We start from the raw sequence: 18,742 nt of genomic DNA, 5'->3' as shown, positions 1-18,742 counted from the left end.
ACGTTTCCTTCTCCCCCTAAGCTGCTGCCTACATCTCACCCCCCGCCTGCTCGAACACCCTGTCCACCCTGAATCAGTGTGCAGGTGCACTATGTCGTCGACGAAAAACGCCCCACGGGCCATTAACAAAGCCCCCTTTTATTCACTCGCGCTGTGCATGCTCGCAAGTTTGCCGGGCATACCCGTTGAAGCCGCGAACTACAGCGAACAGGGGAAGCTGCACGACGCCGCCAGCTGGCGCAGCGATGAGTTCAAAAAAAGCTGGGGGCTGGGCGCCATCGGTGCCGATTACGCCTATGCCAGGGGGTTGAGTGGCGCCGGGGTACACGTGGGGGTCTACGATTCCGGCAGCGACTTGCGCCATGACGAGTTTGCCGGCAAACCGCATTCCGGCGTGCGCCTGGCAGACCCTGGATGCAAAAGCGATACGGTACTGTTCGGTGGCTGCTTCTTCAGTGAGGGTGATCGTTCCGCCGTGGAGCTGCTTGAGACACTACCGCCTGAGGCTTTGCTTGCAGTGGAGGAGGGAATTGCCAACGGTGATTTCACCCGCGAACAAGTGGATGCCTACCTTATAAAACAAGGGGCCCGCTATGATTCGCATGGCACCTTCGTGGCCGCCAACATACTCGCCAACCGAAATGGCGCCGGGGCCCATGGCGTAGCCTTCGCAGCCAACCTGAGTGCGCTGCGCAGGTTCAGCAACACTTACCAGGACGGCCCCGGTGTGCGGCCGTACAGTGTTGATAATCCTACGCCAGAGGCAGTCAAGGCCGCCTATGCCCAACTGCACGAGCAAAATGTGCGAGTGGTCAACCATAGCTGGGGGCCTCGCAACCCAGTGGCGGATGAAGCTGAGCTGGACATGGAATTGAACCGGGGCTATGTCGAACCAAAGGCCATCGCCGACGCAGCCGTCAAATACGGGATACTCCAAGTATGGGCAGCGGGCAATACACTCACCCCCAACGCAACGCCGCAAGCAGCACCCTTTGCCGGGTTTCTTCCCAGCATGCCGCGCGCGGTCGCCGAACTCGAGCGCTATTGGTTGAGCGTGGTCAACGTCAATCAGGCGCTGACCTTGAGCGATCGCTCGTTCCGCTGTGGCTTCAGTAAGGACTGGTGCCTGGCGGCGCCGGGAACGGACATCAGCTCGGCCTGGGTCACAGGCGCCATAAACACCGAAACCCACTACGACAAAGAAGACAACGCCGACGGTTTCAAAGTGACCGGCGACAGACCCGAATTTACAGACTTCACCGCTTCCGGCACCTCGTTCGCCGCGCCTCACGTAACCGGTGCGCTGGCTCTGCTGATCGAGCGCTTCCCTTACCTCGACAACCCGCAAATCCGCGACGTGCTGCTGACCACCGCTACCGACCTGGGTGAGCCTGGCGTCGACGATGTGTACGGCTGGGGCCTGGTAGACCTGAAAAAAGCCATCGACGGGCCCGGCCAGCTGCGGGTGGACACGCAGGTAAACATGGACCGCCCCGCCGGCGGCGCGGTGGTATGGCAAGGCGGCGCATGGGACGACTGGCGCAACGATATCAGCGGCCCCGGGCGCCTGGAAAAAAGCGGCGCCGGTTGGTTGCGCCTGAGCGGCAACAACAGTTTTGCCGGGGCCACGCTCAACGCAGGCATTCTGGAGCTGGACGGCAATAACAGCCTCAAGGGCGATGTGAACCTCGAAGGCGGCGTTCTGCGCCTGAACGGCTCCCTGGCCGTCGAGGGTGACTACCGCCAAGCGCCCGGCGCCACCTTGATGACTGGGCTGGTCGCCCAGGACCGGCCGGCAAAACTGCAGGTCGATAACCAGGCCACTGTCAACGGCGGCACGCTGTACCTGAGCGCACAGCCCGGCACCTACCCACTGGGCCAGCAATACAGCATCCTCCAGGCAAAAGGTGCAGTGAGCGGCGAGTTTGCCGCGATCGACCATCGAGAGTTCTCGCCCTTCCTCAGCGTTTCCCAAGTCAAGCAAGCCAATAACCTGCTGGTCGAGTTTGCCCGTGGAAGGCCACTGGCTTCTGCGGCAAACACCGCCAACCAACGTGCCGTCGCCACGGCCGCCGACGCTCAAGCCGCGCCGACCCCGCTGCTGCAGCGCCTCACCGCACTGTTCCCCGAGCAGGCCCCCTCGGCCCTGGACCAACTGAGCGGCGAGCTGCATGCCAGTACCCAAGCGGCACTGATCGAAAACAGCCGGGTAGTGCGTGAAGCCGTACTCGACCGGCAGCGTAACGCCCATGGCCGTAGCGCTACCGAGGCCGAAGCACTGAACGAGGGCGCCTGGGTGCAACTGCCGCGCCAGACCGGCCAGCTGCAAGGCGATAGCAACACCGCCCGCGCGTCCCACAGCAGCACGGGCCTGTTGGTCGGGTTCGATCACCGGCTGGAACAAGGCACACGCGTGGGGGTGATTGCGGGCAGCAGCACAGGCGAAGTGAAGGCCGGCGCTCGCGGCAAAGCGAGTGTCGACAGCTACCAATTGGGCCTGCACGTGGGGCACAGCTGGGACGCTCTGGGCCTGTACGGCGGCATCGCCTACGCGCAGCATCAGATCGCAACCAAGCGCCGAGTCAGCTTCCCAGGCGTGGAGAATCGGCTGTCTGCCGACTACACCAGCCGTACCGTGCAGGCGTTCGCCGAGGCCAACTATCGCTTTAATCACGGTTTCTGGGATTGGCAGCCCTACCTGCAACTGGCCACTGTGCAACAGCGCAGCGACGGCTTCACCGAACGCGGCGGCATGGCGTCACTGCGCGGCCAACGCTCGAAAGACACCGTCAACCTGACTACTGGCGGTGTGCGCGTGAACCTCGACCTGGCCCAGGCACAGACCGGCCCGTCATGGTTGAGCCTGCGTGGCGGCCTGGCCTATACCCATGCCGGCGGCGACCGACAATCGGCCACTCAAGCGGCCTGGGATGGCGGCCACGCCTTCAAGGTCAGCGGCGCCCCGTTGGATCGGCTCAGCACCCGACTGGAGCTGGGCGCCACCGCGCGCCTGAGCCGCAACAGCGCGCTGGACCTGGGTTTCAGCCAACAGCGCGGCGAGCGTTCACGGGACCAGAACATCACGGCGCAGTATTCGTTGCAGTTCTAAACCGCGTAAGTAACCAAAGGCGGGGGCACCCTACCCTCGCCGATCCAACAGGTTGACCACCAACCTATCGACCCACCCCCACAACCTCTGCTTCACCCGCCGCCACAGCGGCCGCGACTTCCAAGCCTCCAGGCTCACCGCCTGGCTTTGGGCAAAATCGCGCTCGAAACTGCCCGCCACTGCCCGCGTCAACTCAGGGTCCAACGCTTCCAGATTGGCTTCCAGGTTGAAGCGCAAATTCCAATGGTCGAAATTGCACGAACCGATGCTGACCCAATCGTCCACCAGCACCATCTTCAGGTGCAAAAAGCACGGCTGGTATTCAAAGATCCGCACCCCCGAACGCAGCAACCGCGGGTAATAACGGTGCCCGGCGTAACGCACCGACGGGTGATCGGTACGCGGGCCGGTGAGCAGCAGGCGTACATCGACGCCGCGCCCCGCCGCCCGGCGTAACGCGCGACGCACGCTCCAGGTCGGCAGGAAGTATGGGGTGGCCAGCCAGATACGCTGCTGGCTGCTGTTCAAGGCGCGGATCAGCGATTGCAGGATGTCGCGATGCTGACGGGCGTCGGCATAGGCAACCCGACCCAGGCCAGGCCCGGTCGCGGGCACCTTGGGCAAACGCGGCAAACCAAAGTGGGTGGCGGGTTTCCACTCGCGACGGGCGGCGTTGGCGTGCCATTGGCGATCGAATAGCGCCTGCCAATCCAGCACCAGCGGGCCGCTGATCTGCACCATCACTTCATGCCAGTCGGCGGTGTCCTGGCCCGGCGTCCAGAACTCATCTGTCACACCGGTGCCGCCAACCACCGCGATACCCTGGTCGATCAGCAACACCTTGCGGTGATCACGGTACAGATTGCGCATCCAGCGCCGCCAGCTCAGACGGTTGTAGAACCGCAGCTCCACACCCGCGTCGGTCAGGCGCTTGCGCAGCCCGAGGGTGAACGCGAGGCTGCCGTAATCATCGAACAGGCAACGCACCCGCACCCCGCGCTCGGCGGCGAGTACCAACGCCTGCACCATCGCCTCGGCACAGGCGCCGGCTTCCACCAGGTACAGCTCAAGATCGACCTGGCGCTCAGCCCGCGCTATGCCCACCAACATCTGCGGAAAGAAACTCGGCCCGTCGATCAGCAACTCGAAACGATTGGCGCTGCGCCACGGAAACACCGCGCCGCCCATGTCAGCGCGCCGTGAAAATCAGCACCGCACCCACCGGCACCGACAAACTGATCGATTTAAGCCCTGCGGCCTTGCGCAGCGTGGCCACGCCTGGCGCGAGGTCGAAATCCTCGGCATGCAGCACCACCGGCTCCAGGGTCACCACTTGGAAGCGGCGGTCGTCCAGGCGCGTCGCAAGTAGCTCGGCGCTGTAGGTCTGGGTCTTGCCGTGCAATGTCACTGAAAGCGGAAGGCGCAACTCCAATTGCGCACCGGGAGCCAGGTCATTGATTGGCTGCAGATTGATCTGCGCGCTGATCAGCGCTTCGGGGAAGGTCTTGATGTCGAACAGCTGATTACGCATACGTTCATCGCGCAGCGGGATGCCGCTGTTGACCGACTCCAGCTCCACCTCCACGTGCGCCGCGCCCTTGCCGTCGACCTTGCCGTGCAGCACCAGGAAGCGGTGGACCTCGGCGATTTCGGTGTTTTTGGTGGTGACGAACGACAGGCGTGAGGATTCGTTATCCAGGTACCAGTCGGCGTGGGCAGGCACGGCGACGGCGGCCAGCAGTGAAAAAGCCAGCGGCTTGAATAGAGAAGCGTTGAACATAAAGACTCGGAGGGCGAAAAACCTGCACGAACCTTAAGCGCAATCGAATGAACGGTGCAAATCCAAATGTGGGAGCGGGCTTGCTCGCGAATGCAGTGGGTCAGCCAAGTATAGGTAACTGATCCACCGCATTCGCGAGCAAGCCCGCTCCCACAGGGGTTCTGGGGTGTTTCAAGGATTCAAGCGGCAACCTTGGCGGTCGCCCAGCCAGCGTGCGGAATGGGTACGCCCCAACCCGCTGGCAGTCACTTCACTGCGCTCCGGGTTATCGCTGAACGCACTGGTCGGCACGTACTGCTTCACATAACCCCGACAATACTCCGCCGGATTATTCATCACATACCGGCACGAGCAATATTCCTTGGCCGTGTACGCCGCGATGATGTCGGGGAACGCTTGCAGGTTGACGCGCTCATGCCAGATCCAGCCCAGCAAGGCGAGCAGCAGCACAAGAAACAGGCAGGTAAAGGGGCGACGGCGGATCATGGTTGCACCGCCGCGAGCACGCGTTTGAGCAGTTCGTTATGGCGATACGTGCCGTCGCGGTCGTCGCCGTAGCGCACGATCACCAGGCGTTCATCGGGCATCACGTACAGCGCCTGGCCCCAGTGGCCGAGGGCGGCGAAGGTGTCGGCGGGTGCGTCGGGCCAGGGCCTCGGGGTGCCCTGGTTGAGCCACCAATGGCCGCCGGGGACGGCTTCGTCCTGGCCGGTTTTGTATCTGGCGAATGGTTGGCGGTTGAAGGCGACCCATGCCTTGGGCAGCAATTGTTGATCGCCCCAGCGTCCGTCCCGTGCCATCAGCAGGCCGACACGCGCCAGATCGCGGGCGGTGAGGTAGGCGTAGGACGAAGCAACAAAGGTTTCGTCGGCGTCGGTTTCCCACGTGGCGCTGCGGATACCCAGGGGTTTGAACAGCGCATCCCAGGGGTAGCTCAGGTAGGCCTTGAGGCCGAGCATGCCCTTGAGCGCGGCGGACACCAGGTTGCTGTCGCCACTGGAGTAGCGAAAGGCCTGGCCCGGTGCACCGAAGGTGCCCATGCCGGCGGTGAACTCCGCCATGTCGGCGCGGCCACGGGTATACAGCATCGCCACCACTGAGGATTTCAGCGGCGCGTATTCGTAGTCTTCCTGCCAGTCCAGGCCCGAGGCCCAGTGCAGCAGGTCGGCCATGGTCACCGTCGGGTGCTGCTTCATCGGCGGGTAAAACCGCGCCACCGGGTCGGTCAACTTGAAGCGATTATCGCCGTAGGCCACGCCCAGCAAGGTGGCCATCAGGCTTTTGCTGATGGACCAGGTCAGGTGCGGCGTGCTGGCGGTGGTGGGCGCGGCATAACGTTCATAGACCACCACGCCGTCGCGAATCACCAGCAACGCGTCGGTGCGAATGCCTTGGCGGGTGGCGTCGTCCCGGGCGGGGAAAGCGTAGGCCTCCAAGGCATCGACAGCGGGACCCGTGAGCGGTGCGCCCTTGGCCCAGTCCTTATCGGGCCAGGCTTCGGCATGGGCGGTAACGGTGACGAACAGCAGCACAACGCACAGCAGGCCTCTGACCATGGACGCAAACTCAAGGGGGCATTCAAGCCCGCGAGCGTAGCCTGCGCCGATGACAGATTTGCGACATGGCAGGCTGTCATCCAAGCGTCACCATAACTTCACGGAGATGACACCGGGCCTCCATAGCCTGACTTTGGACAACAAAGTCGACCGGCCGAAATCGTGGCCGGCACTCGGAGACTCGCCATGACTCAGATCGCCCGCATCAGCGACACCGGCAATGAACGCCGCCTGCAAGCCGAACGCCTGATCGGCGCACAGGCGTTGCAGGAAGCCCAGGCCCTGCGGTTCAACGTGTTCAGCGGCGAGTTCAACGCCAAGCTGAAAGGCGCTGAGCTGGGCCTGGACATGGATGACTATGATGTTCACTGCAGCCACATCGGCGTGCGGGACTTGAACAGCGGTCGACTCGTCGCCACCACCCGTTTGCTCGACCACCAGGCCGCCAGCACCCTGGGCCGGTTCTACAGCGAGGAAGAGTTCAGCCTGCACGGTCTACGGCACTTGCAAGGCCCGATCCTGGAGATCGGCCGCACCTGCGTCGACCCGGCCTACCGCAATGGCGGCACCATCGCCGTGTTGTGGGGCGAGTTGGCCGAAGTGCTCAACCAGGGCGGCTACAGCTACTTGATGGGTTGCGCGAGCATTCCGATGCACGACGGCGGCATCCAGGCCCACGCGATCATGCAACGCCTGCGCGAACGCTACCTGTGCAACGAACACTTGCGCGCCGAGCCGAAAAAACCGCTGCCGGCGCTGGACCTGCCGTCCAACGTGATCGCCGAAATGCCGCCGCTGCTCAAGGCCTATATGCGCCTGGGCGCGAAGATCTGCGGCGAGCCGTGCTGGGATGAAGATTTCCAGGTGGCCGACGTGTTCATCCTGCTCAAGCGTGATGAGTTGTGCCCCCGCTATGCCCGCCACTTCAAGGCGGCCATGTGATGGGCCGCCTGCGTGTGTACGGGCGCATCGCCCGCGTCCTGGTGGTGGTGGCGCTGGGCCTGAGCATGGCCAGTGTGTTTGGGGTGTTCGAGCGCATGGGCATCGCCAACTCGATGGCGCGGCGTCAGCGCTGGTCGCGTTTTTTCATGGCGCGGCTGACCAACGCCCTGCCCTTTCGCGTGACGGTGCACGGTGAACTGCCGCAAACGCCGATGCTGTGGGTAAGCAATCACGTGTCGTGGACCGACATTCCACTGCTGGGCATGGTCACGCCGATGTCGTTCCTGTCCAAGGCCGAAGTGCGCACCTGGCCGGTCGCGGGCTGGCTGGCGGCCAAGGCCGGCAGCCTGTTTATCCGCCGCGGTTCGGGCGACAGCCAGTTGATCCGCAAGCAGATGACCCGCCACCTGGAACACGCGCATCCGTTGCTGATGTTTCCGGAAGGCACCACCACCGACGGGCGCAGCCTGCGCACCTTCCACGGGCGTTTGCTGGCCAGTGCAATCGATGCGGATGTGTCGCTGCAACCGGTGGCGATCCGTTACCTGCGCGATGGGCAGGTGGACCCGTTGGCACCCTTTATCGGCGATGATGATTTGCTCTCGCACCTGATGCGTTTGTTCGCCAATGATCAGGGTGACGTGGAGATCCATGTGCTCAAGCCGATTGCCTGCGCCGGGCAGGAGCGCGCGGCGCTGGCGTATCAGGCGCAGCAGGCGGTGCAGAAGGCGCTGTTCGGGCCGGTGCCGGAGGCGGAGCAGATCGCGGTTCGACCGGCATTCGCGGCGTAAAGCGGGCACGGTTGAAAAAATGTGGGAGCTGGCTTGCCTGCGATGGCGGTGGGTCAGCAAAAAAATCATCAACTGGCAGACCGCTATCGCAGGCAAGCCAGCTCCCACATTTAGACCTTTGTGATCAGTTGGGTTTTGGCAAAGGCCTGCAGTTCGGGATAGAACACCCGAAAGTCTTCACTCAACGGCTCATACAAAACGCGCAATTCCTGCATCGCAAACCCCAGCTCCTCCGGCTGCGTCAGCCGCCGCGAAATCCCCCGCAACACCTGCTCCATCACCGCGAACTCGCGGTACGAACCCAACCAATCATCCGCCGCCATATACGGTGCAATCTGCGCCAGCCGCCCGGGCAATTGCGGCTCGGCCGCCAGCACGCGGTACACCTGCGCAGTGAAGCACTCCAAGGGCTGGTCGGCATACTGTGCCCAGTCCCGCGCCAGGCAGTGGTCGAAAAACACATCGAGGACGATCCCGGCATAGCGCCTGCGGGTCAGGCTGAAGCGTGACAACGCCTCCCCGACCAACGGGTGGCTGTCGGTGAAGCGGTCGATCGAGCGGTGCAGTTGAATCGCCGCTTCGATTGGCGGGCTGAACTGGCCCTGCAGGCGGCCTTTGACGAAATCGCCATACAGGCTGCCCAGCAGTTGCGCAGGAAGGTGGCCGCCCAGGTGCAGATGTGCGAGATAATTCATGGCGCGCAGTCTAGCACTGCCGACGACGTATCGTTATAACCCGATATACCGATTCAGTCTGATTTCAGATCAAAATCATATTGGTATATCGGGATAGACCGATTTAAAGTTCGCCTCATCGCGATATAACGCTGTACGACACCGAGCACCTGCCATGTCCATCGACCTCGACGAAATAATAAAAGCCCTGGCGCACCCAGTACGGCGAGACATCCTCACCTGGCTCAAAGACCCGAAAGTGCAGTTTCCCGAGCAACTGCACAACCACGAATACGGCATCTGCGCCGGGCAGATCGACCAGCGCTGCGGCTTGTCCCAGTCGACCGTGTCGGCCCACTTGGCCACCTTGCAACGGGCGGGATTGATCAGCAGCCAGAAGGCCGGCCAGTGGCACTTTTTCAAACGCAACGAGGCGACCATCCAGGCCTTCCTCGCGGCGCTCATCACTGAACTCGGCGCTGACGACACCGCGGCGCCGTAAGCAAGGAAATGATAATGCCCCTCTCGCTACTCATACTGGCCCTCAGCGCCTTCGCCATCGGCACCACCGAATTCGTCATCATGGGCTTGCTGCCCGATGTGGCGGCGGACCTGGGCGTGTCGATTCCCGGCGCCGGCTGGCTGGTGACCGGCTACGCCCTGGGCGTGGCCATCGGCGCACCCTTCATGGCGCTGGCCACCGCCAAACTGCCACGCAAGGCGGCCCTGGTAGCGTTGATGGGAATCTTCATTGTCGGCAACCTGCTGTGCGCCCTGGCCAGTGACTACAACGTGTTGATGTTTGCGCGTGTCGTCACCGCGCTGTGCCACGGCGCTTTCTTCGGTATTGGTTCAGTCGTAGCGGCCAACCTGGTGCCGGCCAACAAGCGCGCATCGGCGGTGGCCTTGATGTTCACCGGCCTGACCCTGGCCAACGTGCTCGGCGTTCCGCTGGGTACCGCACTGGGCCAGGAAGCCGGCTGGCGCTCGACCTTCTGGGCGGTGACGGTGATTGGCGTGATCGCCTTGATCGGCCTGATCCGCTTCCTGCCGGCCAAGCGCGATGAAGAAAAACTCAATATGCGCGCCGAACTCGCCGCCCTCAAGGGCGCGGGCATCTGGCTGTCGCTGAGCATGACCGCGCTGTTCGCCGCGTCCATGTTCACCCTTTTTACCTATGTCGCGCCGCTGCTGGGCGATGTCACCGGCGTGTCGCCCAAGGGCGTGACCTGGACGCTGCTGCTGATCGGCCTGGGCCTCACCGTGGGCAACATCATTGGCGGCAAGCTGGCGGACAAACGCCTGGCCGCCACCCTGATCGGCGTGTTCATCAGCATGGCGGTGGTGTCCACGGCGTTGAGCTGGACCAGCATCGCCGTGATCCCCACCGAAATCACCCTGTTCCTCTGGGCCACCGCCTCGTTCGCCGCCGTGCCTGCGCTGCAGATCAACGTGGTGACCTTCGGCAAGGCCGCGCCGAACCTGGTGTCGACCCTCAATATCGGCGCCTTCAACATCGGCAACGCCCTCGGCGCCTGGGTCGGCGGCAGTGTGATCGCCCACGGTTTCGGCTTGACCAGCGTGCCGTTGGCCGCGGCGGCCCTGGCGATCCTGGCGCTGGTGGTGACCTTGATTACCTTCCGTCAGGGCGGCAATGCCGACCTGGCCCCTGTGACTAACTGATCAAACTCAAAGAAAGGTGCATCCCATGACGACTATTTTCGATCCGATCACACTGGGCGACCTGGAACTGTCGAACCGCATCATCATGGCGCCGCTGACCCGCTGCCGTGCCGATGCCGGTCGCGTACCCAATGCGCTGATGGCCGAGTACTACGTGCAACGCGCTTCCGCCGGGCTGATCCTCAGCGAAGCCACCTCGGTGACGCCAATGGGCGTGGGCTACCCCGACACGCCAGGCATCTGGTCCAACGACCAGGTACGCGGCTGGGCCAACATCACCAAGGCAGTACATGGCGCGGGCGGCAAGATCTTCCTGCAACTGTGGCATGTGGGCCGCATCTCCCATGAGTCCTACCTGAACGGCGAAACCCCGGTGGCTCCGAGTGCGATCCAGCCCAAAGGCCACGTCAGCCTGGTTCGCCCACTGGCTGACTACCCGACCCCACGCGCCCTGGAAACCGCTGAAATCGCCGACATCGTCGACGCCTACCGCACCGGCGCCGAGAACGCCAAGGCCGCCGGTTTCGATGGCGTGGAAATCCACGGCGCCAACGGCTACCTGCTGGACCAGTTCCTGCAGAGCAGCACCAACCAGCGCACCGACCAATACGGCGGTTCCCTGGAAAACCGTGCGCGCCTGCTGTTGGAAGTGACCGACGCCGCCATCGAAGTCTGGGGCGCCGGCCGCGTGGGCGTGCACCTGGCACCGCGCGCTGACGCCCACGACATGGGCGATGACAATCCGGCCGAAACCTTCACCTACGTCGCCCGCGAACTGGGCAAGCGCGGCATTGCCTTCATCTGCTCGCGTGAAAAGGAAGGTGCGGACAGCCTTGGCCCACAACTGAAGAAGGCTTTCGGCGGCGTGTACATCGCCAACGAACGTTTCACCAAGGACAGCGCCAATGCCTGGCTGGCCGAAGGCAAGGCGGACGCAGTGGCCTTTGGCGTGCCGTTCATCGCCAACCCGGACCTGCCGGCGCGCTTGAAGGCGGATGCGCCGCTGAACGAAGCGCACCCGGAGACGTTCTACGCCAAGGGCCCGGTGGGTTATATCGACTATCCGACGCTGGCGCTGTAATCGCCTGAAACGCTGAACCAAATGTGGGAGCGGGCTTGTGTGGGAGCCGGGCTTGCCCGCGATAGCATCACCGAGGTGTGACAGATACACCTCAGTGCTTGCATCGCAGGCAAGCCAGCTCCCACACAAGCCCGCTCCCACATTTGTAATGTGCTCGGCCAGGTAACATTGCTTCACAGAACCGAAACAAAATCGCTACAAAATACTTAGGCGGCTACCTACCAACCGCCCGCCAGCCCATATATAAAGTCACCCCACCTATCAGGCAGAAGGACGATTGACTGTCCTTGGGCTTTACTGTTGACACAACCTGATGCAATTACGCATTTTGTCTCAATTGCGCAGGCTGGGGCTCCAGCGCAGCATGTCCAGCCCTGCGTCCACCCAGCGTTCGGCATCCTGATGCAGCTGGAAACTGTCGGGAACCAACAGCCACTGGCCGATCAGCCCGTTGATGTACGCGTGAATGCACACCGCGCCGCGGGTGGTATCGAGATTTTCAGGAAGCTGCCCGCGATGGACCGCGTTACGCAATGTCAGGCCGATGCGCAGGTTGCATTCCAGGGTGTGGGTCTGGCGCTGGCGGCGCATGTCACACATTTCATCGGTGAATTCGCACTTATGAAACAGGATCTCGTTGATGCGCCGGGTTTTCGGGTCCAGGGCCACTTGATGGAACAAATGAATCAACAGTTTGCGCATGCAGCCCAGCGGATCGAGCTCATCCTCGCTCTCACTTGCCCTGGCGAGCTCGTCCAACGGCTCATGCAGCGTGTCGAGCAGCGCCTGCAGCAGATCGGATTTATTGCTGAAATGCCAATAGATAGCGCCCCGCGTCACGCCGGCCAGCGCGGCGATGTCCGCCAGCGTCGTGCGCGCAACGCCGCGCGCATAGAAGGCTTGCTCGGCGGCATCGAGAATCTGGTTGCGCGTTTCCTGAGCTTCCTCTTTGGTACGACGAACCATGGCAGTAAAACCTCAATCAGGGCACTTGAGACAATCGTTAACGCAGCATTAATGCCCGGTCACGATCATCTGAATATTTGTGGGACGACACCGTCATGGGTGCCGAACGTAATGGAATCGAGGCGTTGCGCGTTGCTTTGTCAACATTGCGCGAAGCCTGTCAAGAGTTTACAAACAACCATGAACGTAAGTATATTGCGTAGCAAGCTACTTATCTACTCGCCGTTTGTTTTTTACCCTTCCACACTTCTTGTGCGCACCCTGCGCGCCTGACCCGAGGATCTTCATGCAACTTAAGCCAGCTGTTACCGCTCTGGTCACTGCCGTCGCCCTGGCATCGCTGCTCAGCGGATGTAAAAAGGAAGAAGCGGCTCCGCCCGCTCAAGCCCCTCAGGTCGGCGTGGTCACTATTCAACCGCAAGCCTTTACCCTGACCACCGAGCTGCCGGGCCGCACCACCGCCTACCGCATCGCGGAAGTTCGCCCGCAGGTCAATGGCATCATTCTCAAGCGCCTGTTCAAGGAAGGCGCGGACGTGAAGGAAGGGCAACAGCTCTACCAGATCGACCCGTCGGTGTACGAAGCCACCCTGAAAAGCGCGCAAGCCACCCTGACCCAGACCAAATCCATCACCGACCGCTACAAGCAGCTGGTCGATGAGCAAGCCGTGAGCCGTCAGGAATACGACACCGCCGTGGCCAACCGCATGACGGCGGAAGCCAACGTTCAAACCGCGCAGATCAACGTGCGGTACACCAAGGTGTACGCGCCGATCTCCGGGCGTATCGGCCGTTCTTCGGTGACCGAAGGCGCGCTGGTCAGCAACGGCCAGGCCGACTCCATGGCCGTGATCCAGCAACTGGACCCGATCTACGTCGACGTCACGCAGTCTTCGGCCGAAATGCTGAAGCTGCGCCGCGACCTGGAAAGCGGCCAGCTGGAGAAAGCCGGCGCGAATGCCGCCAAGGTCAAGCTGACGCTGGAAGACGGCAGTGACTACGGCCAGGACGGCAAGCTGGAGTTCTCCGAAGTGTCGGTCGACCAGACCACCGGCTCCGTGACCCTGCGCGCCGTGTTCCCCAACCCTGACCACACCCTGCTGCCGGGCATGTTCGTGCACGCCCAGTTGCAGGCTGGCGTGAACAGCAAGGCCATCCTGGCGCCGCAGCAAGGCGTGACCCGCGACCTCAAGGGCATTCCAACGGCGCTGGTGGTCAACGCCGACAACAAGGTCGAGCAGCGTGTACTGGTGGCCAATCGCACCGCCGGCGCCTATTGGTTGGTGGAAAAAGGCCTCAACGCCGGTGACCGCGTGATCACTGAAGGCCTGCAGTACGTGAAGCCGGGTGTGGAGGTCAAGGTCAAGGACGCTGACAACGCCAAGCCTGCCGGAACGGTTGCTGCTCCTGCTGCCACTACGGGCAAAGGGGAGTAATTCATGTCGAAATTTTTTATCGACCGTCCCATTTTCGCCTGGGTAATTGCCCTGGTGATCATGCTGGTCGGGGCACTGTCGATCCTGAAGTTGCCCATCAACCAATACCCGGCCATCGCGCCAACCGCCATCGACATCCAGGTAACCTACCCAGGCGCGTCCGCACAAACCGTGCAGGACACCGTGGTGCAGGTCATCGAGCAACAGCTCAACGGTATCGACAACCTGCGGTATGTGGCCTCGGACAGTAACTCCGACGGCAGCATGACCATCACCGCGACGTTCAACCAGGGTACCAACCCGGACATCGCCCAGGTTCAGGTGCAGAACAAGCTGAACCTGGCGACCCCACTGCTGCCGCAAGAAGTGCAGCAGCAGGGTATCCGCGTGACAAAGTCGGTGAAGAACTTCCTGATGGTGATCGGTCTGGTGTCGGAAGACGGCAGCATGACCAAGGACGACCTCTCCAACTACATCGTTTCCAACATCCAGGACCCGATTTCCCGGACTCCGGGCGTCGGTGACTTCCAGGTGTTCGGCTCGCAGTACGCGATGCGTATCTGGCTGGACCCGGCCAAGCTGAACAACTTCCAGTTGACGCCAGTCGATGTCAGCACGGCGATTGCCGCGCAGAACGTCCAGGTGGCCACCGGTCAATTGGGCGGCCTGCCTGCCCTGCCCGGCAACCAGCTGAACGCAACCATCATCGGCAAGACGCGTCTGCAAACGGCGGAGCAATTCGGCAATATCCTGATGAAGGTGAATGCCGACGGCTCCCAGGTTCGCCTGCGTGACGTGGCCCGCATCGAACTGGGCGGCCAGAACTACAGCATCAGCGCGCAGTTCAACGGCAACCCGGCATCCGGCATGGCGATCAAGCTCGCGTCCGGCGCCAACGCCCTGGACACCGCCAAGGCCATCCGTGCCACCGTGGCGTCGCTGGAGCCGTTCTTCCCGCCTGGCATGAAGGCGGTGGTGCCGTATGACACCACCCCCGTGGTGACCGAATCGATCTCCGGTGTGGTTCACACCCTGGTCGAAGCGATCGTGCTGGTGTTCCTGGTGATGTTCCTGTTCCTGCAGAACTTCCGCGCCACCATCATCACCACCATGACGGTGCCGGTGGTCTTGCTGGGTACCTTCGGGATCCTGGCCGCGTTCGGCTTCACCATCAACACCCTGACCATGTTCGGCATGATCCTGGCCATCGGCCTGCTGGTGGACGATGCCATCGTGGTGGTGGAAAACGTCGAGCGGGTGATGGCCGAGGAACACCTGTCGCCCAAGGAGGCGACGGTCAAGTCCATGGGCCAGATCCAGGGCGCCCTGGTGGGTATTGCGCTGGTGCTGTCGGCGGTACTGCTGCCGATGGCGTTCTTCGGCGGTTCCACCGGGGTGATCTACAAACAGTTCTCCATCACCATCGTTTCGGCCATGGCGTTGTCGGTACTGGTTGCGCTGATCTTCACCCCGGCGCTGTGCGCCACCATGCTCAAGCCGATCGACCCGCAAAAGCACGGCCAACCCAAGCGCGGCTTCTTCGGCTGGTTCAACCGCACCTTCGACCGTGGCGTACTGAGCTACGAGCGCGGCGTGGGCAACATGATCAAGCACAAGATCCCGGCGTTCCTGGTGTATCTGCTGATCTTCGCCGGCATGATCTGGCTGTTCATGCGCATCCCCGCCGCGTTCCTGCCCGATGAAGACCAGGGTGTGATCTTTGCCCAGGTGCAGACACCGGTCGGTTCGACGGCCGAGCGTACGCAAAAAGTCATCGACGACATGCGTATCTACCTGCTCAACGACAAGGAAGGCGAGCCAGGCGAAGGCAAAGGCGTGAAATCGGTGTTCACCGTGAACGGCTTCAACTTCGCCGGTCGTGGCCAAAGCTCGGGCCTGGCGTTCGTGATGCTCAAGCCGTGGGATGAGCGTGATGCGTCCACGTCAGTATTCGAAATCGCCAAGCGTGCCCAAGGCTACTTCATGCAGACCTTCCAGGACGCCATGGTGTTTGCCATCGTGCCGCCGTCCGTACTGGAGCTGGGTAACGCCACCGGTTTCGACGTGTTCCTGCAAGACCAGGGCGGTGTCGGCCATGAGAAGTTGATGGCGGCGCGTAACCAGTTCCTGGGCATGGCGGCGCAGAGCAAGATCCTGGCCGGTGTGCGCCCCAACGGCGTGAACGATGAGCCGCAATACGAGCTCACCGTGGACGACGAAAAGGCCAGCGCCCAAGGCATCACGCTGTCCAACATCAACCAGACCCTGGCGATTGCCCTGGGTGGCAGCTACGTCAACGACTTCATCGACCGTGGCCGCGTGAAGAAAGTCTACGTGCAAGGTGAAGCGGCCAGCCGCATGTCGCCCGAAGACTTGAACAAATGGTACGTGCGCAGCGACTCCGGGAAGATGGTGCCGTTGTCGGCCATCGCCTCCGGCAAGTGGATCTACGGCTCGCCCAAGCTCTCGCGCTATAACGGTGTGGCTGCGATGGAAATCCTCGGCACCCCGGCACCGGGCTACAGCACCGGTGACGCCATGGCCGAAGTCGAACGTATCGCCAAGCAACTGCCGGCGGGTGTCGGCTACGCCTGGACGGGCCTGTCGTACGAAGAACGCCTCTCCGGCTCCCAGGCGCCTGCGCTGTACGCCCTGTCGCTGCTGGTGGTGTTCCTGTGCCTGGCGGCGCTGTACGAAAGCTGGTCGATCCCGATCGCGGTGGTGCTGGTCGTGCCGTTGGGCGTGGTGGGTGCGTTGATCGCCACCAGCATGCGCGGGTTGTCCAACGACGTGTTCTTCCAGGTGGGCCTGTTGGTGACGGTGGGCCTGGCGGCGAAAAACGCCATCCTGATCGTGGAGTTCGCCAAAGAGCTCCACGAACAAGGCAAGGGCATCGTCGAAGCCGCCATCGAAGCCTCGAGGATGCGTCTGCGCCCGATCATCATGACGTCCATGGCGTTCATCCTCGGCGTACTGCCGCTGGCGATCTCCTCGGGCGCGGGTTCAGGCAGCCAGCACGCCATCGGTACCGGCGTGATTGGCGGTATGATCACGGCCACTGTACTGGCGATCTTCTGGGTGCCGTTGTTCTTTGCAACCGTGTCCGCCATCGGCGACCGCAAACCGAAAGAAACCAAGCAAACTCCTAAAGAGGCTGGCCAATGAGCAAGTCGCTACTCTCCCTAGCCGTCACCGCCTTCGTGCTCAGTGGCTGCTCGCTGATACCTGACTACCAGCGCCCCGAAGCGCCGGTGGCGGCACAGTTCCCGCAGGGCCCGGCGTATTCGTCGGCCCAGGCGCCGAACCAGGCCGCTGCCGAGCAGGGCTGGAAGCAGTTTTTCCACGACCCAGCCCTGCAACAGCTGATCCAGACCGCGCTGGTGAACAACCGTGACCTGCGCGTCGCGGCCCTGAACATCGACGCTTACGCGGCGCAGTACCGCATCCAGCGCGCCGACCTGTTTCCGGCCATTTCGGCCACGGGCAGCGGCAGCCGCCAGCGGGTCCCGGCGCGTGCCTCGCAGACCGGTGAAGCCGGCATCACCAGCCAGTACTCGGCCACCCTAGGGATCAGCTCTTACGAGCTGGACCTGTTCGGCCGCGTGCGCAGCCTGAGCGAGCAAGCGCTGCAACAGTACTTTGCGACTGAAGAAGCGCGCCGCAGCACCCAGATCAGCCTGGTGGCAAACGTGGCCAATGCCTACCTGACCTGGCAGGCCGACAAGGAACTGCTCAAGCTCACCCAGGACACCCTGGGCGCGTTCGAGCAGAGCTTCAAGCTCACCTCGCGCAGCAACGAAGTCGGCGTGGCGTCGGCCCTCGACCTGAGCCAGGCGCGCACCTCGGTGGAAAACGCCCGCGTGCAGCTGGCCCGGTATACGCGCCAGGTCGCCCAGGACGAAAACAGCCTGACCCTGCTGCTGGGCACAGGCCTGCCGGCGAATATCGCCAGCAAGCCGCTGTCGGATGACCTGCTCAGCGAAGTACCGGCCGGGTTGCCCTCGGACCTGCTGCAACGTCGTCCCGACATCATGCAGGCCGAGTACAACCTCAAGGCGGCCAACGCCAACATCGGCGCGGCCCGTGCCGCGTTCTTCCCGAGCATCAGCTTGACGGCCAACGCCGGCACCCTGAGCCCGGACCTGGGCGGCCTGTTCAAAGGCGGCTCGGGCACCTGGTCGTTCGCGCCGCAGATCAACATCCCGATCTTCAACGCCGGCAGCCTGCGCGCCAGCCTGGATTACTCCAAGATCCAGAAAGAGATCAACGTGGCGAACTACGAAAAGGCGATCCAGACCGGCTTCCAGGAAGTCTCCGACGGCCTCGCCGCGCGTGAGACCTACCAGCAGCAACTGGAGGCCCAGCGTGGTTTCGTCGCGGCCAACCAGGATTACTACCGCCTGGCCGAGCGTCGCTACCGCATCGGTGTCGACAGCAACCTGACGTTCCTCGATGCCCAGCGCCAGTTGTTCAGTGCCCAGCAGTCGCTGATCACCGACCGCCTGGCCCAGCTGACCAGCGAGGTCAACCTGTACAAGGCCCTCGGCGGTGGCTGGAACGAGCAGACCGCGCAGAACGAGCAGTCGAAACAAGAAGCGCCGGCGCTGAAGTTGTTCTGATGCGGTTGTAAAAAGTAACGCCGTTGCAAACAAAACCGCTTCCCTCACCGGAAGCGGTTTTTTTATGCCTGACTTACCGGCTGTAGTGAGCGGGCTTGCCCCGCGC

The 18,742-nt window shown here is 62.7% G+C and carries 15 protein-coding genes; 9 read left to right on the top strand and 6 right to left on the bottom strand.

The genetic code is table 11. From position 1 onward, the window contains the following. The first annotated feature begins 157 nt into the window (after positions 1-157). Entirely contained in the window at positions 158-3,109 is a 2,952-nt protein-coding gene (locus BLL36_RS03835) for an autotransporter domain-containing protein (RefSeq protein ID WP_162279231.1), read from the top strand. A gap of 30 nt (positions 3,110-3,139) precedes the next feature. Here the strand turns inward: BLL36_RS03835 and BLL36_RS03830 are convergent, their stop codons facing one another. The 4 genes from BLL36_RS03830 to BLL36_RS03815 form a co-directional block, all read right to left on the bottom strand. Then, the gene (locus BLL36_RS03830) at positions 3,140-4,297 is read right to left on the bottom strand and encodes a phospholipase D-like domain-containing protein (RefSeq protein ID WP_076950145.1); all 1,158 of its coding nucleotides are present in this window, start codon (positions 4,295-4,297) and stop codon (positions 3,140-3,142) included. A gap of 1 nt (position 4,298) precedes the next feature. After that, positions 4,299-4,889, bottom strand: coding sequence for a YceI family protein (locus tag BLL36_RS03825; RefSeq protein WP_076950144.1), 591 nt, complete (start codon positions 4,887-4,889; stop codon positions 4,299-4,301). 171 nt (positions 4,890-5,060) lie between these two features. Next, positions 5,061-5,375, bottom strand: coding sequence for an amidase (locus tag BLL36_RS03820; RefSeq protein WP_076950143.1), 315 nt, complete (start codon positions 5,373-5,375; stop codon positions 5,061-5,063). After that, entirely contained in the window at positions 5,372-6,445 is a 1,074-nt protein-coding gene (locus BLL36_RS03815; protein WP_076950141.1) for a serine hydrolase domain-containing protein, read from the bottom strand. Before BLL36_RS03815 ends, BLL36_RS03820 begins: the two co-directional genes overlap by 4 nt. A gap of 186 nt (positions 6,446-6,631) precedes the next feature. On the opposite strand from BLL36_RS03815, the gene olsB reads away from it, so the two are divergent. Together olsB and BLL36_RS03805 are read left to right on the top strand one after the other, a co-directional pair. Then, complete coding sequence (gene olsB / locus BLL36_RS03810; RefSeq protein ID WP_076950140.1) at positions 6,632-7,387, top strand: L-ornithine N(alpha)-acyltransferase; 756 nt, start codon at positions 6,632-6,634, stop codon at positions 7,385-7,387. After that, entirely contained in the window at positions 7,387-8,178 is a 792-nt protein-coding gene (locus tag BLL36_RS03805) for a lysophospholipid acyltransferase family protein (RefSeq protein WP_076950138.1), read from the top strand. The genes olsB and BLL36_RS03805 overlap by 1 nt, the downstream gene beginning before the upstream one ends. Before the next feature lie 110 nt (positions 8,179-8,288). On the opposite strand, the gene BLL36_RS03800 is transcribed toward BLL36_RS03805, so the two are convergent. After that, positions 8,289-8,873, bottom strand: coding sequence for an acyl carrier protein phosphodiesterase (locus BLL36_RS03800; protein ID WP_076950137.1), 585 nt, complete (start codon positions 8,871-8,873; stop codon positions 8,289-8,291). A gap of 154 nt (positions 8,874-9,027) precedes the next feature. On the opposite strand from BLL36_RS03800, the gene BLL36_RS03795 reads away from it, so the two are divergent. From BLL36_RS03795 to BLL36_RS03785, 3 genes are read left to right on the top strand one after another with little or no spacing between them, the layout of a single operon-like run. Further along, positions 9,028-9,354 carry an ArsR/SmtB family transcription factor gene (locus BLL36_RS03795; protein ID WP_076950135.1) on the top strand — a complete coding sequence of 109 codons (327 nt, stop codon included), beginning with the start codon at positions 9,028-9,030 and terminating at the stop codon, positions 9,352-9,354. A 14-nt stretch (positions 9,355-9,368) separates the two neighbouring features. Continuing rightward, the gene (locus BLL36_RS03790; protein WP_076950134.1) at positions 9,369-10,535 is read left to right on the top strand and encodes an MFS transporter; all 1,167 of its coding nucleotides are present in this window, start codon (positions 9,369-9,371) and stop codon (positions 10,533-10,535) included. A 25-nt stretch (positions 10,536-10,560) separates the two neighbouring features. Beyond that, a complete protein-coding gene (locus tag BLL36_RS03785) occupies positions 10,561-11,616 on the top strand; it encodes an alkene reductase (RefSeq protein ID WP_076950132.1) in 1,056 nt (351 codons plus the stop codon). Between the two features lie 333 nt (positions 11,617-11,949). On the opposite strand, the gene BLL36_RS03780 is transcribed toward BLL36_RS03785, so the two are convergent. Next, a complete protein-coding gene (locus BLL36_RS03780) occupies positions 11,950-12,582 on the bottom strand; it encodes a TetR family transcriptional regulator (RefSeq protein ID WP_076950130.1) in 633 nt (210 codons plus the stop codon). A 286-nt stretch (positions 12,583-12,868) separates the two neighbouring features. On the opposite strand from BLL36_RS03780, the gene BLL36_RS03775 reads away from it, so the two are divergent. Genes BLL36_RS03775 through adeC form a run of 3 tightly spaced genes read left to right on the top strand, consistent with a single transcriptional unit; the run spans position 12,869 to position 18,636 of the window. Then, positions 12,869-14,017, top strand: a complete 1,149-nt coding sequence (locus BLL36_RS03775; protein WP_076950129.1) for an efflux RND transporter periplasmic adaptor subunit — start codon at positions 12,869-12,871, stop codon at positions 14,015-14,017. A 3-nt stretch (positions 14,018-14,020) separates the two neighbouring features. Then, a complete protein-coding gene (locus BLL36_RS03770) occupies positions 14,021-17,182 on the top strand; it encodes an efflux RND transporter permease subunit (protein ID WP_076950127.1) in 3,162 nt (1,053 codons plus the stop codon). Beyond that, the gene (gene adeC, locus BLL36_RS03765; protein ID WP_076950125.1) at positions 17,179-18,636 is read left to right on the top strand and encodes an AdeC/AdeK/OprM family multidrug efflux complex outer membrane factor; all 1,458 of its coding nucleotides are present in this window, start codon (positions 17,179-17,181) and stop codon (positions 18,634-18,636) included. The genes BLL36_RS03770 and adeC overlap by 4 nt, the downstream gene beginning before the upstream one ends. The last annotated feature ends 106 nt before the right edge of the window (positions 18,637-18,742 follow it).

Origin of the sequence: Pseudomonas cedrina subsp. cedrina (assembly GCF_001983175.1) — a bacterium.
Lineage (GTDB): Bacteria > Pseudomonadota > Gammaproteobacteria > Pseudomonadales > Pseudomonadaceae > Aquipseudomonas > Aquipseudomonas cedrina.
The sequence above is the reverse complement of the archived record's forward strand: the minus strand, read 5'-3'. Positions and strand labels throughout refer to the sequence as shown.